Genomic DNA, 25,281 nt, shown 5'->3' on the forward strand with positions numbered 1-25,281 from the left:
TGAGTGGTTGTCGTTGTTTACACCCATCTAACGGAGCGGTTCAAAAAATGGATCACTCTTTTTTTATTTTTTTTCGTTTTTTTGTTGAAGTGTGCGATAAACCCCTGGTGCGACGCCATATTTTCGTTTAAAGATACGATGAAAATATGGATAGGAGCGGAATCCGGACAGCTCGGCAATCCGTTCGAGAGAGTGTTGCGTATACTGCATCTGTTCTTCGGCGAGCTGGAGTCGAATCGATTGGGCATAAGCGACAATCGTCATACCGGTCACTTCTTTGAACAAGTGGACGGTCCGCGATACACTGAGCCCGACCGCGTCGGCGACGTCCGCCACTTTGAAGTCGCTCGTGACGTTTCCTTCTATATAACGCATCATGCGTGACGCGACAGGTGGTCGCACGTTTGCGTGCACTTCTTGGACTGAACGGTCGAGCATGAGGAGCAAGGCTTCAATCAGTGTTTCAATCAAGGCCGGACTTTGTTCAGTCGTCGGGCGTCGTGCCTCTTCGGTGATGTGCTGCCAGAGTGACAACAGGCGAGGGTCGATCGAGATGGACGTGATGCGGGAACGATTCGCCGCAGTCCACCACGTATCAAGTGATGAACCGTTGCAGAAGAGATGATAATCCCCGCTCGCCGGGGTGTCGACATGCAGTTCGTACTCGTCACCAGGTTTGACGAGCAACAAATCGCCAGGCCGTACCGTATACGTCTCTCCATTGACGACGATTCGTGCCGTGCCTTCAGTCTGCAAGCGAATCAAATACGTCTCCAATCGATTAGGGAAAGGAAAAGTGTAGGTCGTTGTATGATACGAATAGCCACAAAAGCCAATTTCCATCGAATCATCCTTTCTTAATAGCAAAATCGTGCATATTCTCATCATATCATGGATAGAAATCAAGGCGAGGAGCGGGTACGATGAAATCGACAGAAAGTATGAGGAGGATGAAACATGAAACAATGGTGGAAAGAAGCGGTCGTCTATCAAATTTACCCGCGCAGCTTTAATGACTCGAACGGTGACGGGATTGGGGACATCCCTGGAATCACCGAGAAGATGTCGTATTTGGCGGAACTCGGCATCGATGTCATCTGGCTATCGCCGGTGTACGATTCACCGAACGACGACAACGGATACGACATCCGCGATTACCGGGCCATCATGGATGAGTTCGGAACGATGGACGATTTCGATGCGATGCTCGAAGAAGCGCATCGTCACGGCATCAAAATTATGATGGACCTCGTCGTCAACCACTCGTCGGACGAACACCAATGGTTCATAGAGTCGCGCTCCTCAAAAGACAGCCCATATCGGGACTACTACATTTGGAAAAAAGGCGAGAACGGTCAGCCACCGACGAACTGGGGTGCTTTCTTCGGAGGGAGTGCCTGGCAATACGATGAGGCAAGCGACGAATACTACTTGCATCTGTTCAGCAAAAAGCAACCAGACTTGAACTGGGAGTCAGAGACGTTGCGCCGTGAAGTATACGATTTGATGACGTACTGGCTCGACAAAGGGGTCGACGGTTTCCGAATGGATGTCATCAACATGATCTCGAAAGATCCGAGCTATCCAGACGGCGAGACGCGGGGGACAGGTTACGGAGACGGTACACCGTTCTTCTTCAACGGACCGCGCATCCATGAGTTCATGCAGGAGATGAATCGTGAGGTCCTGTCGAAATACGATACAATCACGGTCGGTGAGATGCCGGGCGTCAGCGTCGACGAGGCGAAACTGTATACGGGAACAGACCGTGACGAGTTGAACATGGTGTTCCATTTCGAGCACGTCGACGTCGGCAACGGCAGTTTCGGCAAATGGAACCCGACGGACTGGAAGTTGACGGACTTGAAGACAATCTTCTCGCGTTGGCAAGAAGGTCTTGAAGAAGATGGCTGGAACAGTCTCTACTGGAGCAACCATGACCAACCGCGAGCCATTTCACGGTTCGGGAACGACTCGGACGAGTATCGTGTCGTCTCTGGCAAGATGCTGGCGACGCTCCTGCACATGCTGAAAGGGACGCCATACATCTATCAAGGTGAAGAGTTCGGGATGACGAACGTGGCGTTCGACTCGATTGATGAGTACCGTGACATCGAGACGCTCAACGCGTATCGGGATTACACGACGAATGGCTTGTTGACGCATGATGAGATTTTCCGCGGCATTCACGCACGTGGGCGCGACAACTCACGGACGCCGGTCCAGTGGTCGGCCGAGGCGCAAGGCGGATTCACGTCCGGCACGCCTTGGATCGGGGTCAACCCGAACTATGTGACCGTGAACGCGGAAGCGGCGCGGCGTGATCCAGACTCGCTGTTCCATTACTATCGCCAGTTGATTCAGCTCCGGAAACAACATCCGATTGTCGTTTACGGGAAGTATGAACTGTTACTCCCAGACGATGAAGCGGTATACACCTTCACGCGAACGTTCGAAGGGGAGACGTGGCTCGTGCTCTGTAACTTCTCGGATGAGACGGTGACACGCGAACTCCCGTATGACGTGACAGAACGTGTCATCGGCAACATGGAACCGATCGAACCGTTCACGCTTCGTCCGTATGAAGCGCAAGTGTATAAAGTGTGACGAAAAAAAACTCGCCTCCGCGGCGAGTTTTTTTGTGGTTACTAGTAAACGTGGCTGCTTTCGGGAATAAAGATAGTAGAGTCTGACCGAAAGGGGGAAACGCGATGAATACGTTAATTGCTTACTCGACCCGCTACGGGACGAGTGAGAAAGTTGCTCATTTGTTGGCCGAACGGCTTCCGGGAGACGTTCACATCCAAAATGTAGTCGAGCAGCCGAATGTCGAGTGGGAGACGGTCGACCATGTGATTGTCGGCAGCTCGATCCGGATGGGCAAAATTCAAGACGAGATGACGGCTTGGCTGCACAGGAACGAAACCCAACTGCTCAAACGACCGCTCGGCCTCTATTTATGTGCCGGTACGCCGACTGCGGCCGAACGGCAACGAGAACTCGAGGATGCTTATCGAGAAGTGTTGCGGGCACATGCTTATTTCGTCGAAGTCGTCGGCAACGGCTATGATTTCGAACGAATGGGCTTTCTCGACAAAGCCATCGTCCGCATGATGGCGAAACAGACGGTGAGTTCACTCAATTTAGATGAGGCGATGCTCGATGAACTCGTCGAGTCGGCTCAAGCGTCATTGCGTACGCGATCGGAAAACCCATAAGCGAATAAATCATGGGCCTCGATCGGGCTACTCGTGGAGATGAGTACATCTCCACTTTTTTGTTCGCCTTCAATCCGACGGAGCATGACGTTCGTCAGTTGCCCGCCGACTTTCAACGCGACCGGGGCCGAGTTACGGCAAATGACCTCCTCGATCGTGACGTGATCGGTCCGGTTATCGCCGCCGAACAGTTCGATGTCGGCCCGTCCCGAAGTAAACCCGCTCGCCGCAATCCGTTTCAAGCGGACGTTCCGAGACTTGTATTGAACGGCGAGCGCCGGATTTCCACGATAGTCATATTCAGGATTCCCAATCGCCGTGAACCCGTGAATGAACACGTCTTGATACGCTGATATGACGAGGCTACGCGCAGAAGACTTCTTATAAAGACTCGAACGGACCGGCTCCATCGAGACGAGGTTCGTCCCTGAAAGGAAGCGTGCCGTCTTCGACTGCGGATCATCAACCAAGTGGTGGCTGATGTGCCGGAAGTTGAACGAGCGATTGTCGTGATATGAGAAGTGTCCGAATATGTGGACGTCGTGAGCGGCTGAAGACGTCCCGTGCGCCTTCACTTCGACGCCCCCGAAGCAACCCTCGCTCATATTGTTGACGAGTGTGACATGGCGTGACCCGTCATCAATCTCGATTCCGTTCGAGTTCGAGAATCCATGGGCATGGGTGCGTCCGTGTGGATGATGACAATAGCAGTTCGTGATATAGATGGCGTCACTATGGTGGGTCGTGATGCCATCGTCGCCGTAATTCGTCGCCTCGCAATGATCGAGCCACACGTAGCGGCTGCCTTTTTTGGCGCGTAATCCGTCTCCCAAGTAATGATAGTGGGGTGCAGTGATATCAAAGGCATGCAGTCCCGCGTTTTTCGCCGTGACGTGATGGATCCAACCGAATTTGACGTGCGCGAACGTCAACGCGCTCGAAGCGGTATCGCCACTCGACGTCCGGTCGACGTCACCGAGGCGCTCCACGTTCCAGTCGAGCGTCAAATGTGCGACTTCGATATGGTGGTTGCCGGCGAAGGGAGTCGCATTTCGAAGTAATCGTCGATGTTTCGGGGCCCGGTCCGAGAGCTTGATGATCGTTTCCTGCTGGCCGGCCCCTTCAAGCACACAGTTCGACGGGATACGGATCCCGCGGACGATATATACGCCAGTCGGCACGTGGACGTGGCGGTTCGACCTAAGGGCGAGCCGGAAAGCGAGGGTGCAATCCGTCTGCCCATCCCCGATGGCGCCATAATCGGTGACGTCGACGTGCTGACGCGTCATTTGTCTCAAGTTCAAGTGCTCGGCGTCGAGCCGGCGCATCCACACCGGGCGGACGATTCCTTCTACTATTTCAAGCGGCAACGAACTCGTCACTGGAACGATACGCTCCGTCATTGGCAAATGGGAGAGATAAGTTTTTGCTTGATCGGGATAGGCCGTACGTCGAGTCGCCTCATGCCAATCGAGTGTTTCCGTCAGTAACTTATCAAGTGCCCAATTCGAATGCTGGGCGATCGTGGCGGCAATGTTCGAACGGTCAATGTATGCTGTCATATGGTTCATCCTCCTAGCGTTCACTACAATTGGATGTACCCGTTTTAGAAGTATTTTTAGCAAACCGAAGTATTTAGTAGACAGAAGCATTTATCCATGGTATATTCTATATGTGCTTAATTAAGAATAGCTGGAAACATAATTCACAAAACGCTTTGGATTATTTTTCGTTTAAGATAATCCTAGAGGTTTGTGATTTTTTATTGGTCAGTTTTTTCTAGTAAGGCACTACTAGAACGCACAGCGTTTATTTCAGGAGGGTTCATTATGAACACAGGTAAAGTAAAATGGTTTAACTCAGAAAAAGGTTACGGCTTCATCGAAATGGAAGGCGGAGACGACGTATTCGTACACTTCTCAGCAATCCAAGGCGACGGCTTCAAGACACTTGAAGAAGGCCAAGCAGTAACTTTCGAAATCACTGACGGAGCTCGTGGACCACAAGCTTCTAACGTTGAAAAAATCTAATCTTCCTTTCTAAGGAATTTTATAACCTGCTCGCTTCGGCGAGCAGGTTTTTTGTTGTCCGCGTGTTTAATCACTTGCCCCGGGGGAATCAATATACGAGTGACTACCACAAGGAGGTTTTTCAGAATGGATGCAATGCAAACGGCAAAACAGATTTTAGATCATAGTAACGTAGGGACAATGGCAACGGTTTATAAAGGGAAGCCGCACAGCCGTTATATGACATTTTTCCATGATGACTTGACGCTCTACACCGCAACTTCGAAAGAAACGGATAAAGTGGATGAACTGAAAAATAATCCGTATACGCATATTTTGATTGGCTATGACGGGGACGGCGTCGGGGATACGTACCTCGAGATTTTAGGCGAGACGAGTGTATCTGACGATGAATCGATGAAAGAAAAGGTATGGAACGAGAAACTCGAAGGTTGGTTCGACGGTCCAGATGATCCAAAACTCGTCATCTTAAAAATCGCGCCACAATCGATGCGCGTGATGAATAAAAAAGGACAGCCACCTCAAGAGGTGAAGTTGTAACTCAAACAAGGACGTCCCTCGCGGATGTCCTTTTCGAATTGACCAATTTCCAAAAAGTGACTGACATGTGACGTACATATGAACGAAACGTGAACTCTTGTCCTAATCTATGTGAAAAGATGAACATGGATGGTATATTGTGAATGTAATCACATATAAGTCATCATTCACTCATTCAAAGGAGGAATTATCATGTTCACAAAATTTTGGCAAAACCACAACATTGCCACCGGTATTTTGACAGTCCTTCGTCTCTGGCTCGGCTATCACTGGCTCACAGCAGGTTGGGGCAAAATCACAGGCGGATTTGGTTCAGAAGGATATCTTCAAAACGCAGCTTCTCTCGCCACGGGTGATCACCCAGCCGTTGCCGGTTGGTGGGCAGCATTCCTTGAAAACTTCGCCATTCCGAACGCGGCCTTGTTCGATGTGTTGATCCCATACGGTGAATTCCTAGTCGGTCTTGGACTCTTGGTTGGTGCCCTCACACGTAGCGCAGCCTTCTTCGGTCTTGTTATGAACATGGCGTTCTTGCTCTCAGGTACGGTCAGCACGAACCCGACGATGTTAATCGTCTCAGTCCTCATTCTCGTCGCAGGCTACAATGCTGGTAAACTTGGCGTCGATGGATTGTTCCTTCGCAAGTTCGTGGAAACAAAAGTCATGCATCGTTCACCAAATCGTCAAATAGCGTAACGACTTTATGACGTTCTCCTGTGACAAACCTCACCACTTTCGGCTACGATGAACGTAGCATCGATTGAAAAGGAGAACGAATATGAACGCGACACATTTTAAATGGCTCGGATACACAGAAGGAGTGTCTTTCTTACTCTTGTTGCTCATCGCGATGCCACTCAAGTATTTGGCGGGCATGCCGCTCGCTGTCAGTATCGTCGGCGCGGCCCATGGTTTCCTGTTCGTCGCTTACGTGGCGGCAGCCGTCTATATGGCATGGCGCTTCCATTGGGGCTTCAAAGTATTGGTCCTCGCCGTCATGGCGTCGGTCATCCCACTCGGACCGTTCTTGTTAGAGAAACGCGTCCTTCCATCAACAGAAAAGACATCGAACTGAAAAACGTTCGATGTCTTTTTGTGTTCACGCACTTTCTGCTTTCGCTGAAACATTTGCTTTTTCGGCAGAGATGTCGTGACGGATCCGATACATCGCGAACAACGTGATGGTGAGCAGGCAGAGCATGCAAATCGTATAGAGTGAGGCGACCGGCATCCATTCGCTCAATAGGCCAAACACGATAAATCCGAACGGTGTGATGCCCATGGCGAGGGATTCGAGAACACCGATCACGCGACCGAGATAACTTGGTTCCGTGTTCGTCTGTAAATAGAGCTGGATGGGGATATTGACGCGGATGATGAAGAATCCGCTTAATAAGGCGAAACCAGCGAAGAAGACGATAGCTGGTGTGACTGAGAAGGCAAAATAGAGCGGGACGGCCGGTCCGATAAAGAGGCAACTCATAATGATTAGCGCGGTTCGGGTCGTGGCTAGCCGATGCTTGATTTGAAAGACCGGTAACGCATGGGCGAGCGAGGCGACTAAAAAGCCGACGGCGAACATGCTTTCTAAAAAACCGAACTGGAGGGGACTGACGCCGATTTCTTGTAGGGCGGCAATCGGGAATAGTACTTCTGCCGCAACGAAGAAGAAATTGAGCAATGCTGCTAAAAGGGTCAACGTCCAAAGTACGCGCTGGCGTTTCAAGTAGTGGAAGCCAGATCGGACCTCGTTCCAAGTCGACTGCTCGGTGGGGACATGGTCATACGTTTTAAAGTGGAGACGAGAGGCGAAAAAGGCGGCGATGACAAACAAGAGCGACGAACTGAACAAAAATGCCGAGACGGGCAGCAAAGTGAACAGTGCTCCGGCGAGTAGCGGCGTGCCGATGCTTGAGATGGAAATGGTGCTTTGAACGAGCGAGTTTGCGCGTTGGAGCCCGTCTTCGTCAAACAAGAGCGGAATCGAGCTCGACAACGTGACCGATAAGAAAGTCGAGACGACAGAGAGCAGACATGTGATAATCAAGAAAGCAGGGACGCCGAACGTCCAGACGAGACTCGCGATGCCAGCAGCCAAAAATAATAAGGCGTTCACTGACTCCATCGTGATAATCACGCGTTTGCGATCCAGTTTGTCGGCGAATGCCCCGGCAAACGGAGATAATAAAACGCGCGGCACTGTGCCGGCGAGCAAGACGAGCGCGAACTGGAGCCCTGAGCCAGATGTTGTCAGCACGGTCAATCCCGCGACGAACGTGAAGAGACTGGATGCGAACAACGACATGAATTTTCCGAGCAACAATACATACAAGTTTGATGAGGTAGTCGTCATATCGATTCTCCTTTACAATTAAGTTCAACCTGATTTAACTTTATAGTAAACGATGACAACCGATTTGTATACAATAAGTTCAATTAAATTTAACTTTTAAGAGGTGGCCTATGATTGGACAACGGATTAAAGCGTTACGAAAAGAAAAAAAATTGACGCAAAGTCAACTGGCCGAAGGCATCATCACAAAATCGATGCTCAGTATGATTGAAAATGGAAAGGCGGAGGCGTCGATGCGCAGTCTTCGTGAACTCGCGAAACGGTTGGACGTGTCGGTACAGTCATTGCTCGTCGATCCGCGTGAGATTGAGCTTCAAGCACTCGTTGAAGAGATTGAATATGCCGACTTGACCCTTAGCCCGTGGAGTGAAGAAGCGACCAAACAGGCGCTTTCACCGTACTTGACGACAGAAATGAACTCGATTTGGCAAGGGAAGGCATACGTCATTATGGGTGATAACTTAAAACATGTCGATAAACGCAGTGAGTTGTTAGCCTACTATGATAAGGCGATCAAGTTATTTGAGCGGCTTGATGAGAAAGATGAATTGGCGATGGCGCTTGTTGGAAAAGCCTATTATCACATCTTATGGAATCAATTTGAGGAAGCGAGTGAACAGCTTGATCGCTTGGAACTATTAGATGTTCGAAACATGTCGTCACGAACTCGGATTGAATATGCGATGTTTCTCGTCATGAAAGAACTGACGTACGAGGGAAATCTAGCAGGGGCTATTCATCATTTAGATGACGCACTTCAATATATGCATCAGACACGAACGTACTATCGAGCGGACGATATATATCGAACAATTGCGTTATGTTCGCTGTATTTGAAGGATGAACAACGTATCAATGAAGCCTTTGTGAAAGCGAGACAATACATTCAGTTCACCGATGATCACGTCGCGAAAATAAGACTCGCGTTGTCAGAGGCGCTCTATGCCATCCATTATCGTCATGTCGAGCAGCTAGGACAGCGTATCGAAGAAATGGAACGATTATTAGCTGGCGATTACCCGTTCATTGCCGCCATTGAGATGTCCAAAGGAGTATACCACGCGATGAAAGGGGAAATTGAAGATGGCAATAGAGCCTTCAAACGTTTGTGGGAAGGTATGGATGGCTGGAAGAAGCATAGCTTGATCGATCAAGCCGTTTATTTTGAAGGTGTATTAATTGGAGCTAGCTATGGATGCGGCATGGATTTGGTACCTTCAATCCAAGAGGATGTTCAAAAATTTCCAGAAGGATTTTACCGGACACATTTGACTGAGCTGTTACAAAAAATCAAGGGCTGACGCGTCAGCCCTTGAACGTTTGAATGAGTGTCCCTTTACCGTCCTCGACTTGAATCGAGGCATGGGCACCGTTGATCAGTGTCATTTGCGGCGGGACGTGCCCGCAGTCGATGTCGTAGATGACAGGAACGTCGAGCAGTTCCTGCAGTTCCGCATACACGTCTTCTGCCGTGTAGCCTTGAACGGGCTGTTGGGCCGCACTGCGTCCGAACAGAATGCCAGACGTATGATCGAACCAACCGGCCCACTTCATTTGAAGCAGGGTCCGTTTGAGTGCCGGTACATCGAGCTCGGCGTTCTCGAAATACCAAAGAATCGGTTCCCCGTTCAAATGGGTCTGTTGGAACGTGGCGACGTCGCCATACGGTGTGCCGATCGTATGCAACAAGACGTCGATACAGCCGCCGAGCAATCGCCCGGTCGCCTCCGTCCCGCCGAGTGATTTCCATTCGGTCGGCTCGGTCAAGTGATACACATGAGGGCTCGGGTTCTCATGCTGCCACTCTTTTTGGAACTGTTCCGAGGCGAGCTGGATGACCGTCTCGCCTTCTTTCGCCGATACGACGTCGAGCCAACGCGAGATCGTCGCGTCCCATTCTTCGCCGCGCAGGTCGACGAGGTTTGTGCCGTGTGCCGAGGCGATGCCGGTCTTGAGTGTGTATACGAATAAAAATAAGCTGACGTCCGAATATCCGAGCATCCATTTCGGCGGGAGCGCATCCCAGTCGATGGTGTCTAATAGCTCGATCAATAAGACGCCGCCCCATGGCGGAATAATCAGGTCAATGGCCTCGTCATGGAACAAGCGCGTCAACTCATCGGCCCGGACTTCTGCCGGTGCCGATTTCGCTTTGTCCTGCGTCCAGACCGATGGTTCAAATTGGAGCGTGAAGCCATGGCGAGTGAATGTGGCTTCGGCCTCGTGGAGCAACTTGTGCAGTTCAGCAGGAACACCCGATGAAGGGGCCGTCACACCGAAGTGATGACCGGTTAACTGTGGATAACGAATCATGTGAGCCTCCTGTGGATAAGTGATAGATGATGTTACGGAAATGGGTTATCCACATGTGGACAATTTACTTGTTGCGCATGCGTTCGGCGTGTTGAATGCCCCAAGCGTTCATCGTCTCGAGCACCGGGATGAGCGTTTTCCCATACTCGCTCAAGCGATAGTCGACACGAGGCGGCACCTCCGGATAGACGGTCCGGATGATGAGGTCCTGCTCCTCTAAATCGCGGAGCTGGGCCGTCAAAATCTTTTGACTGATGTTCGGAAGGGAACGTTTCAATTCGCTGAACCGCAACGTGTCTTCGTTGATGAGTGCGAGTAAAATCGATGGTTTCCATTTTCCCGTGATCATCTCGAGTGCGGTATCGACCTCACAGCTTGAAATCAGTGGCATCTGCCTCACTCCTCTCTAAGTATCCTTTAGGTAACTATACCACCTTTTTGTGCCGTCTTCTGTCGATCCTACTTAGCGAGTATACTGAGGACAGAGGTGATTAACTATGAAATTAACAAACATACAACTCGGCGCTGTCACGCTGCGCGTCAATGATTTAGAAACGATGAAAACGTATTATGAGCGCGTCATCGGAATGGATGTACTCGAGACGTCAGAACATCGCGTCACGCTCGGAACGAACGAAATGGCGCTCGTCGTCTTACATGAAGTGAAGGGTGTTCGTCTGAATCCACGGGCAGCCGGCTTGTTCCATATGGCAATTTTATTGCCGGACCGTGTCGAACTCGGACGGATTCTTCGTCATTTGATTGAGCAACGGATTGAAGTCGGCCAAGGTGATCATTTGGTCAGCGAGGCGTTTTATTTGAGCGACCCGGAAGGCAACGGCATCGAGCTCTACGCGGATCGTCCCCGGGAGCAGTGGGAATATGAAGCGAACGGTCATGTGAAGATGTCGACGGACCCGGTTGAATATGAATCGATGCTCGAGGCGGCGGCCGACCGTCCGTTCACGGGCCTTCCGAACGGGACGACGATGGGGCATGTCCACTTCAAAGTACGTTCCCTAGAAGCGGCAAAATTATTCTATCAAGATCGTCTCGGTTTCACGGTGACGACCGATTCGTATCCAGGCGCCTTATTTTTAGCGGCCGACGGGTATCATCACCATATCGGGACGAACGTCTGGGCCCGGCCGAGCCAGGCGATGGGACAAGAGGCTGGTCTGGAGGCGTGGACGCTTTTGGTCGACGCAGAGACGAACCGCGCGCTTGGCGGGACGACACCGGAATGGTCGCTCACCGACGATGATGGCATCAAGGTGAATATAAAAAGCGTGGACTAATTGTCCGCGCTTTTTTAGCGTGCTGAAATTTTCTTTTGACTCGAATCAAACGAGAGGCGAATGCCGCGTTTTTGATACGCTTGTTCGACACGTTTTGAATTGATACTGAGCTCAAGATGAGCGAGTTTCAAGTGTTCGAGTTCTGGCACCGTGACATCGAGACGGACGAGCTCCATGTTGCGCTCGGCCTTTTTACGTGTGCGTCTCAAGTTACGGGGCACTTCTTCTGACGTCAGTGCCGCGATCGTTTCATTGATTAATTGTCGTTTGTCGCCTTTGACGCTTAGCGCCGTATAGAGCTTATCAAGCGAACCAAAACGTTTGATCAACTGGACCGATTGGCTTTCGTCCAATCCGGCCACAGGCGGGATCCCGTCTGAACGGTCTCCTGTCAATGCTTTGACTGCTGAGAGCTGTTTTGGCTTCAATCCTTCGTACAACGCCGCAATCTCCTCAGGACGAATCTCGAGATGTCGCTTGAGCGGGAGCGGGCGATTGTCTTTGATGTCGCAACGAGCCTGCATTTGTTGCAACTCTTGCGTTTGAAGCCAAACGGTGATGCGTGGGCTCACGAGCTGAAGCAAGTCCTTGTCTTTCGTCATGATGACGACAGGAGCGCTACAGCTAAACTTCCGAGCGATATGAGCGATCAAATCTTCTCCTTCATAGCCTTCGACTTGATATTGCGGAATCCCGCTATCTTCAAGCAACTGGCGCATGAGTTCCATTTGAGCTTTCAACTCGGGTGGTGTCTGGCGGCGACGGCGTTTATAGCCTGGATAAAGCTCGCGGCGCCATAATGTTTCACGTGAGACGTCCCACACGACGACAAAATGAGTCGGACGATGTCTACGTAGAATCGTCCGGATGAGGCCGGTCATACCGATGACGGCACTCCGATCGTTTTTAGATACCTCGCGTCCTTTTTTCGTTCGGCTCGCGGCGGCACCGTAATAGGCACTGGCCAGCATGGAGTTTCCGTCAATTAAAAATAGTTTACGTTCCATGCGTAACCTTCTTTCTGTAGTTGTTGGACCGAACATTCATGAACTGTTCGGTGATGTTGTGTCAATGAGTGACACGCACTCAAATAAGCAACATATGTGCAGTATATCACGACAAGGTCTGAAAATATAGCGACAGTTCGGACCGCCTACGAAAAGCCCTCCCCGATTTTTCGGGGAGGGCGGTCTAATTGGTCAGTCGAGTTCAGGTTGAATCTCGTCTTTATGAGCCAAAATCAAATCGACGAAAACGATACGGTGATTGTCGATTTCACGAACAATCAGCTCATGTTCGCCCGGTAAGACGAAGCGTTCTCCAGTACGTGCATTCGCTTTTTGTGATAAGACGAAGCCGCCGATCGTATCGACATCATCCTCGATTTCGATGCCGAACCGTTCTTCGATCTCTTGCGTCAAGACGAGACCGGACAGGCGATAATGCCCGGGTGTGACTTCGGTGATCTCAGCTTGCTCGTCACGGTCGAATTCATCACGAATCTCCCCAACGATTTCCTCGAGGATATCTTCAATCGTGAGAAGTCCCGCCGTACCCCCATACTCGTCGATGACGAGACACATCATCGTCCGCGCGTTCTGCATTTTCACCATCGCCTCTTGAAGCGGCGTGAACTCCGTCACGAGCGGGAGTTGATGGATGAACGATTCGAACGGGGCGTCGCTCTTGACGAGTTGAGCGGTGAATAGCTGCTTGGCGTTAATAAAGCCAAGCACATCATCGCGGTCACCGTCACGGGTGACCGGGTAGCGCGTATATTGGTGCTCTTGGACGGTAGCGATAATCGTCTCAATCGAGTCTTCTTCGTCGATGGTCACCATGTTCATCCGTGGGACCATCGCGTCTTTGGCGACACGTTCGTCGAAAGAGAAGATATTTTGAACGTAGGCGAGCTCATTCTCGTTAATTTCTCCACTGCGGAAACTCTCGGTCATGATGATTTTGAGTTCTTCTTCCGAGTGCGCCGTCTCCTGTGCTGTCGTCTGTACGCCGAACAAGCGAAGTGTCAGCCGGGCTGTGCCGTTTAGCACGTGGATGAACGGATACAATAATTTCGTGAAGAAATAAAGCGGTCGGGCGACGAGCAGTGTCAAGCGCTCGGCTTCGTGTACGGCCAGTGTTTTCGGGACCAGTTCCCCGATGACGACGTGCAAGAAGGCAATCAGTAAGAAGGCAATCAAAAAGGATAGGACGGTCGCGAGCGACGTCGATACGTTCAAACGGTCGACAAGCGGTTGAATCATCCCTTCGATTTGATCCGCACCAATCCAACCGAGACCGAGTGCGGCGAGCGTGATACCGAACTGTGAAGCCGATAGCGAGTCATCAAGATTTTCAATCACCTTTTTGGCGACAGAGGCCCGTTTGTTTCCCTCGAGCACGAGTTGGTCAAGACGGGCGCCGCGCACTTTAACAATCGAGAATTCAGCCGCCACAAAAAAGGCGGTCATGAAAATGAGCAGGGCGACGATCAATAAGCTGAATAACATGGGACTGTCCAAAAATTCCCCCAAAAATCGGGGAGTCACCTCCATTAGAGTAAGTTGTATGTCGTTCAGGAGAATCCCTGAAAACGAATAGTTTGTTTCAGTATAGTAGATTTGCCACAAATATTCAAAAAACAGCCTAAAAGGTTTCACGAAGAGGGGAATGAGGGAACTACAAATCGAGAAGAGACGAAGGAGGAATTGATATGGCTAACTATCCAGAACTGAAAGGCAAAGTCGCAGTCATCACCGGCAGTTCGAAAGGACTCGGTCGAGCGATTGCAGAGCGTTACGCAAAAGAAGGGGTCCATGTCGTCCTGAACTATCGCAGCAGTGAAGACGAGATGAAGAAAGTGATTCAAGGAATCGAAGAGGCTGGCGGCAAGGCAGTCGCGGTGAAAGGTGACGTCGCGGAAGAAGGACTCGCCGAGAAGATGATTGAAACGGCCGTGTTCGAGTTCGGGAAGATGGACATCTTCGTCAATAATGCAGGGGTGCAGGTCGAAGCAAAAACGCATGAGATGGAACTCGACAACTGGAAGAAAATCATCGACACGAACTTGACTGGAACGTTCCTTGGTGTGCGGGCCGCTCTCAAATATTTTGTGGAGCACAAAATCCAAGGGAACATCATCAACATGTCGTCGGTGCATGAAGTGATTCCGCGTCCTGGTTATACTCATTACGCAGCGAGTAAGGGTGGCGTCAAGATGTTCACGAAATCGGTCGCGCTCGAGTACGCACCGAACAAGATCCGTGTCAACGGCATCGCGCCGGGCGCGATCGACACACCGATCAACGAAGAGACAATGCAAGACCCGGAAGAGAAAAAAGGACTTGAGGCACTCATCCCGACGCATGAGATCGGGCGTCCTGAACAGATTGCGGCCGTGGCGGCCTGGCTTGCTTCTGACGAGTCGTCGTACGTCACAGGCGCGACGATTTTCGCGGATGGCGGTCTATCGCTGTACCCGGCTTTCGGACCTGAAAATAAAGTGCAATGACGAAAGGGAGGACTCGCTTTACGCGAGTCCTCCCTTGTTCGTTAGCTGCTCATCTGGTCTTCCATACTATACTTCGGCAAGATAATCGTGAACGTCGAGCCATGGCCGACGCTCGAATCGACTCGAATCGAGCCGCCGTGCCCTTCAGCAATCTCTTTACAGATGGCGAGGCCGAGGCCCGTGCCGCCGATTTTACGGCTGGCCGAATTGTCGACGCGATAAAACTTGTCGAACAGTTTCGGCAATGCCGCCATCGGAATCCCGATGCCTGTGTCTTGAATGGAAATCTCAATGACGTCTGATTTATCATTTGTAACGCAGACGGCCACTTTCCCGCCATCCGGCGAGTACTTGATCGCATTGTGGAGCAAGTTCGTGAACAGCTGACTGAGCCGATCCCGGTCACCATATACATAGAGATTTGTGTCACATTCGAGGGCGAGCTGATGATGTTCGCTCGCGCCTTGGTGGACGGCAATCGTCTCTTTCAAGATGTCATGCAGGCTCTCCGGTTGACTATGGTACGTCTGTTTGCCGGACTCCATCCGTTGCACGTCCAATAAGTTTGAAATCAAGTCCTCGAGACGCAATGTCTCTTGGTGGATCATTCCTAAATATTGGTCGGTGCGTTCGGCAGGCATCGTTCGATAACGCAACAGCTCGGTGAAGCCGATGATGCTCGTGAGCGGTGTACGCAATTCGTGCGACACGGTCGAGACGAGCTCTGTCTTCAACCGATCGACCTCGGTCTCTTGTGTCACGTCCCGGAAGACGAGCATCGTACCGTGCCGGGTACCACGCAAGTGAATCTTTTCCGCGTACATCTGGATGAAACGGGATTCTTGATTCATCGAGAACGTCACGCTCTCTTCCATGCTCTCACCATCAAACGCGCGACGCATAAATGAGAAGAACGAATCTTTTTGATCGACTTGAAGACCGAGTTCTTCTAGATCGGCGTCCAAGCGATACAAGTCCATCTCATTTCGTTTCGTGGCGGCTTGATTGAACATGATGAAGAGGGCCTGGTTAGCGAATTTTTCATGCGTCGTATGCTCCACATAAATGACCGCATCACGAATCGAGTGAAGGAGCCGCGCCGTCTTCTCGCGTTCTTCCTCGACTTGATTGCGTTGAGTCGCGAGCGAAGAGGCCATTTGACGGAAGGAGTTCGTCAATTGTCCAACCTCGTTTCGTGACGACACAGCCGCCGGGATCGGGATGATCCGTTCGTCCGCCAAACGTTCACTGTTGATGATCAGCTCATGAAGTTGACCGGTCAGTCGTTGGACGTAAGGACGGGCGGCGATAAAGAGGACGAGCAAGACCGCTAAGAGAGAGAGGAGCCATAACACTTGGGCCCACTTCGTATGTGTGGCCAGTTGCTCGCGCAACTGATTCTCTTCTTCATTCAACGAGTTGCGATACTCCGTGAACACCGTCTCCATATCGACGATGCTCGCGCTCATGTCAGCCGCACTTTTCGAATTGATCTTGAATTTGCGATCGGCAGGTGGTTCCGCTTGCGGATTCACTTTACCAAGCGTCGGCATTTTCAAGAACGGTTCAGTGATCGTTCCTTCGCGTTTGGCGATGACATATCGCTCTAGACTCGGCATGACGCGCTGCTGATAAGCAGAGAAGAGCGTCCGAGCATCACTTGCATATGTCTTCTCTTTTTCAGTGACCGCGTTCGTCTCAAACCATGTGGTCTGAATCTCAATCAATTCTTGTTTGTCTTTGACGCGAGCGAGCATCGCCTCGTCGCCGAGGATGACGTAACCACGCATTTCATATTGCATCGACTGCCACGTCTCGAATAGCTCGGTCGCATTTGTGCGCCGTTCGCTAATGTTTTCGAGCGATGACGTCGTCTGTTCGATTCGGTTTTCCGTATACATGTACACGGCGAGTGAGGTAAGGAGGATCAGTCCGATGAATAAATAGAAGACGAATAAAAACTGTCTTCCGATCCGCTGGTCAATCCATGCTTTCATAAAGACCGGTCCTTCCTGGAACTGCGTACGTTCCTACTGTGACAAATATCCTGCGAGTGTTGTTCCTTCATTGTACAGATTTGAACCAGTTGTTTCCACCAATCAAGAAATAAGCGGAAATTTCACTATTATCTATTGAATAATAGTGAACGATAAGCTATTGTTTAATGTATAATAGAGGAGGCGAATAAATGAACCCTCAGTTCAAGAAAGGCGTACTCAATTTATGTGTGCTCGCGCTCGTCGAGACGCATGACCGCTACGGGTATGAGCTCGTGCAAGCCATTTCGGCAAAAGTCGCCATCTCAGAAGGAGCCGTCTACCCGCTCCTAAGGCGGCTCACGTCAGACGGGTACTTCACGACGTATTTAAAAGAATCGGCAGAAGGACCACCGCGAAAGTACTACGCCATCACGGAGCAGGGGAAAGCTCATTTGGCGGAACTACGCGCGGAATGGGAGACGTTCACGACCGGCGTCAACGAATTGATCGAAGGGGGAACGGACAAATGACAGAAGAACAGTATTTATTGGAACTCGAACGTTTGTTGATGGGGATGAGCGTCATCGATCGGGTTGATGTTTTACGGGATGTGTCGGAGTACTTTGCGAGCGGACGACTCGACGGGAAAAGTGATGCGGCAATGGTCGAAGAGCTCGGGACGCCAAGCGCACTCGCGAGCGAGTTGCTCGGCACGGTCGAGCCACTCACTGCAGAGCGAAAGGAACCGGCTATTGTGAAAAGTCCGAACGTGGCGTTCCGAAACGTCTCGATCAACGTCCTGCAAGCACACGTCAAAGTCGTCCCATCTGATGACGGCTTTGCCTACACGACGCTCGAGACGGAACGGGACCACGGGGTGACGATGGATATCGTTGGAGACACGCTCGAAATCCGAATTGAGTCAGAACGTCGTTTCGATCTGTCGAACCTATTCTCCTGGATCGTCACGAAAGCACCGGTGTTACACGTCGAGCTGCCGCGCCATGCGTATGAGAAGGTCATGATCAAAAACCGTCTCGGCTCGTGCGATATGAGCAATGTTGACGCCACGTCGGTCGACGTCGAGAGTGAGAATGGGAGCATCACGGCCCACACAGTTCGCGCCGATCGTTCCTCATTCCGCTCCTCGAACGGAAAAGTCAGTTTGACGTCGATAACAGGACAGATCCTTGACGCGCAATCATCGAACGGGAGTGTGGAAGTGGGCGCCTCGAACGTGGACCGCCTCGAAATCCAATCGTCGAACGGTCGCCTCGATATTAACGACGTGACAGGAGCGATTGAGGGGAAAACCTCGAACGGCCGCATCGACTGTGTGATTGATGTCATCGAGCATCCAATCCGTCTGAAGACGAACAATGGCCGCATCGATATGCGTCTGAAGCAAGATCCGCGTGATGCCGTCATTCGGGCTAAGACGAGAAACGGCAAAGTCGAGCTGTTCGGGGATCGGGCGAACGAGCGGACGTTCGGGGACGGAGCGGTTGAAGTCAAACTGACGAGCTCAAACGGGAGTATCACGGTCGAATAAACTGAACACAAAAAGACTCGCTACGTGAATGGCTTCATCACGCGGCGAGTCTTTTTCCTTATAAATCATGGACGAGCAAATAGGCGACACGGACAGGTCCGTGGACGCCGACAATCAAATTCATCTCGATATCGGCCGAGTTCGACGGGCCGGAGATGAAGTTGACACCGTTCGGCGAGGCGAGGTCACCGGTCCGGTCAAGTTCGGCTAATTTTTTGGCTGCCTGTGTCATCCGCGGCACGAGCACCGATTTCGGGATGATGGCAATATGGTCGCGCGGCAATAAGCTGATTGTGCGTGACTTCCCTGGAGCCGCGTACTGGACGATCGTCGCACTCTCGGCGAGGGCCTGGTCGGCAATCGTGATACCGATATCGGCCTTCACGGCGAGAGCACGGCTGTCTTCTGGCCGCTCCGCATCCCACCAGTCGAACGATTCGCTCGTCTGGGGCGCCCATGCCTGGATTCGGTCGTCACGTTCGGCGATGATGCTCTGCCCATCATACCGTTCAATCAAGAGACGGAGTGTATCATCGAGGTTAGCCGACTCGCATTCGACGACGTCAGTATGGATGCGTGTCGCGACCATCCGGAACGTCTCGAGCAGTTCCTCGTCAGAGGCGTCTTTCAGCACCTCGTCTTGCGGGCGGTGCTTATACATGCGTTTCGGCGGCGTCAAGTCGACGTCACGTCCGAGCTGTCCGGCGATTCGTTTTAGAAAGTCTTCGCGATTGGTGATCGTGCCTGGATTCATTCTACATTCCCCCGTTTCTTGAACCAATCCCGTACCGTCTGCTTGGCGGGTTGCGGCAAGTCTTTCGAATCCGTCCAGGCCGGCAAGCCTTTCTCGATTTGTCCCGCTTTCGTGAATGGGGACGATGCGAACGGCGCGATGTGTTCGGCCGCTTCGAACAAGAACGGGCTCGACGACGTGACCGCAAAGCCTTTCATGGCGATGCGCTCGACGAACGGTGACTGTTTTTTCTCTTCGACGATGACACGGCGATGTTCGATCAATAGCTCGTGGAGCGGAATCTTGACCGGGCAGGCTTCCGTACAGGCACCGCATAGACTCGAGGCATACGGCAACTCTTTATAATTCTCGTAGCCGTCGAGGAGCGGGGCGAGCACGGCGCCGATCGGACCCGGATAAATCGAGCCGTAGGCATGACCACCGATGTGGCGGTACACGGGACAGACGTTGATACAGGCCGCACAACGGATGCATTGGAGCACAGATTGGAACTGTGTGCCGAGGATGCCGGAACGTTTGTTGTCGACGATGACGAGATGGAACTCCTCAGGTCCATCGACTTCGCCGTGATCGCGTGTGCCAGCGAACGTCGTGATGTACGAGGTGAGTCGTTGACCGACGGCGCTCCGGCACAACATGTTGACGAGTACTTCGAACTCCTCGTACGACGGGACGATCCGTTCCATCCCCATGACGGAAATGACAGTGTCCGGAAGCGACGTCACCATGCGGCCGTTCCCTTCGTTCGTGACGAGTCCGACGGCACCGCTCTCGGCGATGGCGAAGTTACAGCCGGTGATGCCGACCTCCGCTTTCAAAAAGTCTTTTCGTAACTCACGGCGTGCATAGCGCCCGAGCTCGGTCGGGTCGTTCGTCCCTTCGTAGCCGTGGGCCGTGAACGTCTCATGGACGGCGTTCCGGTCTTTATGGAGGGCCGGGGCGACGATATGCGACGGCGGATCATTATCGAGTTGAAGGATCCATTCCCCGAGGTCGGACTCGACGACCGTGCAACCTTCCTCATGGAGCGCCTCGTTCAGCCCGATTTCTTCTGTCACCATCGACTTCGATTTGACGACATGTTTGGCGTTTTTGGCGCGTACAACTTCCCGGATATAACGGTTTGCTTCTTCCGGCGTCTCGGCGAAGAAGACGTTGCCGCCTCGTTTCGAGATGTTCTCGCTCAATTGATATAAGTAATAGTCGAGATGTTCGAGTACGTGTTGGCGAATCTCTTCCGAATGGTCCCGGAACGCTTCCCAATCCCCGAGTTCACCTGCCGCGTTTAAACGACCGTCACGCAGACGGTTTTGCGCCGAACTGACGGCCTGACGCATGAACGGATTGTCGATTCCGTCTTTACGTCGATCCTGAAACTTCTCATCTAACCGAATCCCCATACTCATGCTTGTTTCACCCCTTCGTTCAACACTTCCGCGATATGCATCACTTTGATCGGATGACCTTGTTTATGCAAACGTCCCCCGATGTTCATCAGACATGAAGCGTCAGCCCCAATCAACACTTCGGCTCCCGAGTTCAAGATCGACTCGACTTTCTCATCGACCATCTGCACCGAGACGTCTGGCATTTTGACGGAGAACGTCCCCCCGAAGCCACAACAGTTGTGGACATTGTCGAGCGGGAGCATCGTCAATCCGTCGACATTTTTAAGTAGCTGGCCCGGTGCCGCCTCGATTCCGAGGAGGCGCGTCATATGACAAGACGCATGATACGTTGCCTTGGCTGGGAACTTGGCCCCGACGTCCGTCACTTCGAGCACGTCAACGATGAACTGCGTCAACTCGAACGTCTTCGCCGCATGAGCCTCGGCCCGCGCCTTCCAAACGGGATCATCTTTAAATAAATGTGGATAGTCGCGCATCATCATGACACAAGATCCAGACGGACCGACGATATACTCAGCATCCGCCTTCTCGAACGTCTCAATCATATGTTTCGCAATCTTTTTCGTCTCTTCATGGTAGCCGCTATTGTAAGCGGGCTGCCCGCAACACGTTTGTTCAAATGGGAAACTGACTTCACAACCTAGATGTTCTAATAGTTCGACCGTCGCTTGTCCTACCGATGGGAACAACGTATCGGAGAGACAAGTGACGAACAGCGCCACGTTAGGCATGTCCATTCCTTCTTTCCTGTTCTTAGTCAAAATCGAAAACGGTTTCACAGTTATTATTCCATAACAAACGAGTTCAAAACAGAAAAATGGAACGATTCTCACAAAAAAATGTCAAATCCTGTCTAATTGAGAACTAAATGATAATGAATCAATATTCAGAAGATGACTGCTATAAAACAGCATTACCCTGCCCGATAACAGAAAAACCCTCATCGGTCGACGAGGGTTCGAATCTAACTTATAAGAAAAACATTTCCAGGATGAATAGCGCGCCGAACAAGTAGATGAGCGGGTGGACCGTTTCTTTGTTCATCGCTTTAAAAATCGGATACAGGATGAAACCGAAGGCGATCCCGCGTTCGATGCTGCCTGAGAGCGGCATGATGAGAATCGTCATGAACGCCGGGAAGTATTCGCTGAAGTCTGTCCAGTCGATGTAACGGACGTTCGTCAACATGAGCGCACCGACGATGATGAGGGCCGGTGCCGTGATGGCGGCAACACCAGAGATGGCACCGATGAGCGGGCTGAAGAACAATGTCAGTCCGAACATGGCGGCCACGACCGCTGTCGTAAGACCGGTCCGTCCGCCTTGGGCGACACCGGCGGCCGACTCGATATAAGCCGTCGACGGGCTCGTCCCGACGAGCGAGCCGCCCATCGTCGCGAGCGAATCGGCGAACAAGGCGCGGTGCCCGTTTTCGATCGTCCCATCTTCTTTCAACAGGTTGGCCTGTTTTCCGACACCGACGAGTGTTCCGGTCGTATCGAACAACGTGACGAGGAAGAACGACAAGACGGCACCGAACAAACCGTACTGGATGACGTCCGAGAACGCCGTGAGCGGATTGACCATAAGTCCTTCCGGCAATGTCGGCATCGCCGTCACGCCTTCAATCTTCAAGAGACCCATGAAGGTGGCCGCGATGCCTGTGAGCACCATCCCGATGAGGAGTGAGCCCGGCACGTTCCGTGAGAACAAGAGGGCCGAGACGATCAAACCGCCGAGGACAAGCAGGACGCTTGGCGACGACAAGTCCCCGAGGCGAACGAGGTTTGCTTCATCGGCGACGATGAGGCCTGACAACTTCAATCCGAGCGAGGCGATGAACAAACCAATACCGGTCGTGATGGCGTGCTTGAGCGAGGCCGGGATGGCTTGAATCAGTTTCGTCCGAATCGGTGACAGCGACAAAATCAAGAAGAAGACCGATGAGACGAAAACGACGCCGAGCGCAGCGGACGGCGTGATCTGTTGCTGGGCGACGAGCGTATACGCGAAGAACGCGTTCAGTCCCATCCCTGGGGCGACGGCAATCGGAAGGTTGGCGTAGAACGCCATGAGCCCGGTACCGATCAAGATGGCGATAATGGTCGCCGTGAACGCTTGGGCGAACGGGATGCCGGCGTCTGACAGAATCGCTGGGTTGACGACAGAGATATAAGCCATCGTCACGAACGTTGTGATTCCCGCCATCACTTCTTGTTTAACGTTCGTTCCATGTTGTTTCAATTGAAATAAGTTCATGAGTAGGACTCCCTATAATTAGAAATTTCCGAACAATAATGCCCGACAATCGTCGAATTAACGTTATCAACTTGATGACTATACAAAATGAGCTGGCTGTCGTCAATGATTTTGAGTGAAAAAACTTTAAATATCCTCATGTAATCGTTGAATGTTCGGAAATAGACGAAATGAAAATAGTACTTGCTCTGAAACGCGTTTCAGACTGTACGGTTAAGTCAAAGGAGGGAAAGCTCATGAATCCGACAACGTGGAAAACATGGTGTAGTGGGATCGTCTACGAACTCGTCATCAATCAGTTGTATACGCCGCTCGGAAGAATGTTGTGCGCCCGTTTTCAAGACGAGTTTCTTCATCTACCCGTCGAAGAACGGTTCCGCCTCGTCCAAGCCATCCGAAAGCAAGTGATTGCGAAAGGTGACAGTCAGGAGTCAGACTGGGTACACTATATGCAAAGACTGACAGATTGAGGTGAAGCGGAATGGCGAACATCCGAGATATCGCGAAATATGCGGACGTCTCCGTGACGACGGTGTCGCGCGTGCTCAACGAGCATCCGTATGTGTCGAAAGAGAAGCGGGAGCGGGTGCGACGGGCGATGGCCGAGCTTGGCTATTTACGGAATCAGCAGGCGCTGACGTTATCGACCGGTCGCACGCAACGTTTCGTCGTCGTGTTGCCGTATTTGGATCATCCGTATTATGGACTGTTCGTCAACGGGCTCGCGAAAGCTGCCCTCCAAAGAGATTATCGACTCGTCATGTGGCAGACAGAGTATCAACTCGACCAAGAACGGCAAGCGCTTGATCTATTGAAGCACCGTGAAGTCGATGGGGCGATCCTGTTATCCCATACGATGTCATTCGATGAGATGGAAACGTATCGAAAATTTGGTCCGATCGCGGTCGCGACCGTCGGGGCGCCGCAGACGATTTCTTCGGTCCACGTCGATCATTACACCGCGTTCGTCGCCGGTTTGCGCGTGTTGGCGCAAGCGGGATATGCCGAAATCGGCATCGTGTTGTCAAGACAAGACAGTCCAAGCTCGATCGCGCGTCAGCAGGCGTACTTCGATGAAGTCGAACTTGCGCGTGAGCGATGGGTTTGGACCGGTTACTTGACGAGCGAGGACGGGATCGGACTGGCCGATGCGTTTCTGCGTCAACAAGAGCGTCCTCGAGCGCTCTTTTTCTCGTCGGATTATGTGGCGCTCGGTTTTTTAGGGGAATTACGCCGTCGCGGTGTCAGCATCCCCGATGAAGTCGCCATCCTGGGCTTCGATGGTCATCCGATCGGTCAGGCATTCGGTCTGTCGACGATGCACTCGCCAAATGAAGACATCGGCCGGACGCTGTTCGACGTGACGTTTGATGAAATGAACGGTGAAGCTTCGGTCACAAACAGTTTAACGGTCACGTATTTGCCGGGGACGACACTCTAGGCAACTTCCTCGCTCGTCTTTTCTGAAACGATTAGAATGGAGACAGAAGTCGAGAGGAGGATGACAGATGAAGATTAACGTGACAGAAGAAGCACTCCAATTTTTTAAAGATGAGATGGAGGTCGAGGCAGGCCAGACGGTGCGTTTATTCGCTAAATATGGGGGTTCGACCGATTTGACGCACGGTTTCTCAGTGGGGGTCATCACAGAAGATATCGACAACGCGGCGGTCGAAACGGAAGCGGACGGGATTCGCTTCGTCGTGGCTGAACAGGATGAATGGTTGTTCCAAGGACAAGACGTCAACGTCGAGATCCGTGGCGACGAGGTCGTCTTCGTTCAAGCGTGACATCACAGTTTGTTAACAGTAAGAATACATCCGTTTGAAGCCATCCAGCTCGGGGAACAGTCTACGACATGACAAAACCGAAAGGATGAGACAGATGTCAGAACAAGATAAAAAGCGTGAACAAGAAGAACAAGAGAAGTTGAAACGAGACCAACCGGATATTTCGCACGAAGAAGATTCAAAAGGGGATCATTCGGACCTCGAAGAGACGGACGAAGACGAACAAGCGTAAAGAGCCCCTAGTGGCTCTTTTTGTTTGGGAATTGAAAGAATGA

General features: G+C 51.7%; 27 protein-coding genes. 15 read left to right on the forward strand and 12 right to left on the reverse strand.

Features of this window, described 5'->3' with window-relative positions:
- Positions 1-63 precede the first annotated feature (63 nt).
- Positions 64-888, reverse strand: coding sequence for a helix-turn-helix domain-containing protein (locus KNP79_RS05730; RefSeq protein ID WP_371743421.1), 825 nt, complete (start codon positions 886-888; stop codon positions 64-66).
- Positions 889-957: 69 nt separating this feature from the next.
- On the opposite strand from KNP79_RS05730, the gene KNP79_RS05735 reads away from it, so the two are divergent.
- Positions 958-2,607, forward strand: coding sequence for a glycoside hydrolase family 13 protein (locus KNP79_RS05735; RefSeq protein ID WP_215191526.1), 1,650 nt, complete (start codon positions 958-960; stop codon positions 2,605-2,607).
- A gap of 104 nt (positions 2,608-2,711) precedes the next feature.
- Complete coding sequence (locus tag KNP79_RS05740; protein WP_215191528.1) at positions 2,712-3,218, forward strand: flavodoxin domain-containing protein; 507 nt, start codon at positions 2,712-2,714, stop codon at positions 3,216-3,218.
- On the opposite strand, the gene KNP79_RS05745 is transcribed toward KNP79_RS05740, so the two are convergent.
- Positions 3,182-4,780, reverse strand: a complete 1,599-nt coding sequence (locus tag KNP79_RS05745) for a glycoside hydrolase family 55 protein (RefSeq protein ID WP_215191530.1) — start codon at positions 4,778-4,780, stop codon at positions 3,182-3,184. The genes KNP79_RS05740 and KNP79_RS05745 overlap by 37 nt on opposite strands.
- Positions 4,781-5,047: 267 nt before the next feature.
- Between KNP79_RS05745 and KNP79_RS05750 the strand changes: the two genes are divergently transcribed.
- The 4 genes from KNP79_RS05750 to KNP79_RS05765 all read left to right on the forward strand — a co-directional run bounded on the left by KNP79_RS05750 (position 5,048) and on the right by KNP79_RS05765 (position 6,863).
- Positions 5,048-5,248 (forward strand): cold-shock protein, encoded by a 201-nt coding sequence (locus KNP79_RS05750; protein ID WP_016507985.1) that lies wholly within the window; start codon positions 5,048-5,050, stop codon positions 5,246-5,248.
- Between the two features lie 126 nt (positions 5,249-5,374).
- On the forward strand, positions 5,375-5,788 hold the full coding sequence (locus KNP79_RS05755) for a pyridoxamine 5'-phosphate oxidase family protein (protein WP_029596304.1): 414 nt from the start codon (positions 5,375-5,377) through the stop codon (positions 5,786-5,788).
- A 192-nt stretch (positions 5,789-5,980) separates the two neighbouring features.
- Positions 5,981-6,484, forward strand: a complete 504-nt coding sequence (locus KNP79_RS05760; RefSeq protein WP_215191532.1) for a DoxX family protein — start codon at positions 5,981-5,983, stop codon at positions 6,482-6,484.
- An 82-nt stretch (positions 6,485-6,566) separates the two neighbouring features.
- Entirely contained in the window at positions 6,567-6,863 is a 297-nt protein-coding gene (locus KNP79_RS05765) for a DUF3817 domain-containing protein (RefSeq protein WP_034780670.1), read from the forward strand.
- Positions 6,864-6,887: 24 nt separating this feature from the next.
- Here KNP79_RS05765 and KNP79_RS05770 read toward each other — a convergent pair whose 3' ends face one another.
- On the reverse strand, positions 6,888-8,141 hold the full coding sequence (locus tag KNP79_RS05770) for an MFS transporter (RefSeq protein WP_215191534.1): 1,254 nt from the start codon (positions 8,139-8,141) through the stop codon (positions 6,888-6,890).
- A gap of 110 nt (positions 8,142-8,251) precedes the next feature.
- Between KNP79_RS05770 and KNP79_RS05775 the strand changes: the two genes are divergently transcribed.
- The gene (locus KNP79_RS05775) at positions 8,252-9,442 is read left to right on the forward strand and encodes a helix-turn-helix domain-containing protein (RefSeq protein WP_214754849.1); all 1,191 of its coding nucleotides are present in this window, start codon (positions 8,252-8,254) and stop codon (positions 9,440-9,442) included.
- A 4-nt stretch (positions 9,443-9,446) separates the two neighbouring features.
- On the opposite strand, the gene KNP79_RS05780 is transcribed toward KNP79_RS05775, so the two are convergent.
- Together KNP79_RS05780 and KNP79_RS05785 are read right to left on the reverse strand one after the other, a co-directional pair.
- Positions 9,447-10,454 carry a S66 family peptidase gene (locus KNP79_RS05780; protein ID WP_215191536.1) on the reverse strand — a complete coding sequence of 336 codons (1,008 nt, stop codon included), beginning with the start codon at positions 10,452-10,454 and terminating at the stop codon, positions 9,447-9,449.
- Positions 10,455-10,518: 64 nt separating this feature from the next.
- Positions 10,519-10,845, reverse strand: a complete 327-nt coding sequence (locus tag KNP79_RS05785) for a winged helix-turn-helix transcriptional regulator (RefSeq protein WP_034780682.1) — start codon at positions 10,843-10,845, stop codon at positions 10,519-10,521.
- 106 nt (positions 10,846-10,951) lie between these two features.
- Between KNP79_RS05785 and KNP79_RS05790 the strand changes: the two genes are divergently transcribed.
- A complete protein-coding gene (locus tag KNP79_RS05790) occupies positions 10,952-11,752 on the forward strand; it encodes a VOC family protein (protein WP_034780685.1) in 801 nt (266 codons plus the stop codon).
- Between the two features lie 14 nt (positions 11,753-11,766).
- On the opposite strand, the gene KNP79_RS05795 is transcribed toward KNP79_RS05790, so the two are convergent.
- Together KNP79_RS05795 and KNP79_RS05800 are read right to left on the reverse strand one after the other, a co-directional pair.
- Entirely contained in the window at positions 11,767-12,759 is a 993-nt protein-coding gene (locus tag KNP79_RS05795; protein WP_034780689.1) for a 5'-3' exonuclease, read from the reverse strand.
- Between the two features lie 192 nt (positions 12,760-12,951).
- A complete protein-coding gene (locus KNP79_RS05800; protein ID WP_052090261.1) occupies positions 12,952-14,262 on the reverse strand; it encodes a hemolysin family protein in 1,311 nt (436 codons plus the stop codon).
- A gap of 203 nt (positions 14,263-14,465) precedes the next feature.
- Between KNP79_RS05800 and KNP79_RS05805 the strand changes: the two genes are divergently transcribed.
- A complete protein-coding gene (locus KNP79_RS05805) occupies positions 14,466-15,263 on the forward strand; it encodes a glucose 1-dehydrogenase (protein ID WP_215191538.1) in 798 nt (265 codons plus the stop codon).
- A 41-nt stretch (positions 15,264-15,304) separates the two neighbouring features.
- On the opposite strand, the gene KNP79_RS05810 is transcribed toward KNP79_RS05805, so the two are convergent.
- On the reverse strand, positions 15,305-17,260 hold the full coding sequence (locus KNP79_RS05810; protein WP_215191540.1) for a HAMP domain-containing sensor histidine kinase: 1,956 nt from the start codon (positions 17,258-17,260) through the stop codon (positions 15,305-15,307).
- A 191-nt stretch (positions 17,261-17,451) separates the two neighbouring features.
- On the opposite strand from KNP79_RS05810, the gene KNP79_RS05815 reads away from it, so the two are divergent.
- Entirely contained in the window at positions 17,452-17,772 is a 321-nt protein-coding gene (locus KNP79_RS05815; RefSeq protein ID WP_034780699.1) for a PadR family transcriptional regulator, read from the forward strand.
- Positions 17,769-18,794, forward strand: a complete 1,026-nt coding sequence (locus KNP79_RS05820; protein ID WP_215191542.1) for a DUF4097 family beta strand repeat-containing protein — start codon at positions 17,769-17,771, stop codon at positions 18,792-18,794. The genes KNP79_RS05815 and KNP79_RS05820 overlap by 4 nt, the downstream gene beginning before the upstream one ends.
- Positions 18,795-18,852: 58 nt before the next feature.
- Here KNP79_RS05820 and KNP79_RS05825 read toward each other — a convergent pair whose 3' ends face one another.
- The 4 genes from KNP79_RS05825 to KNP79_RS05840 form a co-directional block, all read right to left on the reverse strand.
- Entirely contained in the window at positions 18,853-19,548 is a 696-nt protein-coding gene (locus KNP79_RS05825; protein ID WP_215191544.1) for a LutC/YkgG family protein, read from the reverse strand.
- Positions 19,545-20,948, reverse strand: a complete 1,404-nt coding sequence (locus KNP79_RS05830) for a LutB/LldF family L-lactate oxidation iron-sulfur protein (protein ID WP_034780929.1) — start codon at positions 20,946-20,948, stop codon at positions 19,545-19,547. The genes KNP79_RS05825 and KNP79_RS05830 overlap by 4 nt, the downstream gene beginning before the upstream one ends.
- Before the next feature lie 2 nt (positions 20,949-20,950).
- Positions 20,951-21,688, reverse strand: a complete 738-nt coding sequence (locus KNP79_RS05835) for a (Fe-S)-binding protein (RefSeq protein ID WP_138860095.1) — start codon at positions 21,686-21,688, stop codon at positions 20,951-20,953.
- Positions 21,689-21,926: 238 nt separating this feature from the next.
- Positions 21,927-23,216 carry an NCS2 family permease gene (locus KNP79_RS05840; protein ID WP_214710179.1) on the reverse strand — a complete coding sequence of 430 codons (1,290 nt, stop codon included), beginning with the start codon at positions 23,214-23,216 and terminating at the stop codon, positions 21,927-21,929.
- A 236-nt stretch (positions 23,217-23,452) separates the two neighbouring features.
- Here KNP79_RS05840 and KNP79_RS05845 point away from each other — a divergent pair, with 236 nt between their 5' ends.
- The 4 genes from KNP79_RS05845 to KNP79_RS05860 all read left to right on the forward strand — a co-directional run bounded on the left by KNP79_RS05845 (position 23,453) and on the right by KNP79_RS05860 (position 25,238).
- Positions 23,453-23,686 carry a hypothetical protein gene (locus tag KNP79_RS05845; RefSeq protein ID WP_034780710.1) on the forward strand — a complete coding sequence of 78 codons (234 nt, stop codon included), beginning with the start codon at positions 23,453-23,455 and terminating at the stop codon, positions 23,684-23,686.
- 11 nt (positions 23,687-23,697) lie between these two features.
- Entirely contained in the window at positions 23,698-24,657 is a 960-nt protein-coding gene (locus tag KNP79_RS05850; protein ID WP_215191545.1) for a LacI family DNA-binding transcriptional regulator, read from the forward strand.
- Positions 24,658-24,724: 67 nt separating this feature from the next.
- Complete coding sequence (locus KNP79_RS05855) at positions 24,725-25,006, forward strand: HesB/YadR/YfhF family protein (protein ID WP_021068075.1); 282 nt, start codon at positions 24,725-24,727, stop codon at positions 25,004-25,006.
- A 94-nt stretch (positions 25,007-25,100) separates the two neighbouring features.
- Complete coding sequence (locus KNP79_RS05860) at positions 25,101-25,238, forward strand: hypothetical protein (protein ID WP_021068076.1); 138 nt, start codon at positions 25,101-25,103, stop codon at positions 25,236-25,238.
- Positions 25,239-25,281 lie beyond the last annotated feature (43 nt).

Origin of the sequence: Exiguobacterium sp. s7, from assembly GCF_018618195.1 — a bacterium.
Lineage (GTDB): Bacteria > Bacillota > Bacilli > Exiguobacteriales > Exiguobacteriaceae > Exiguobacterium > Exiguobacterium mexicanum_A.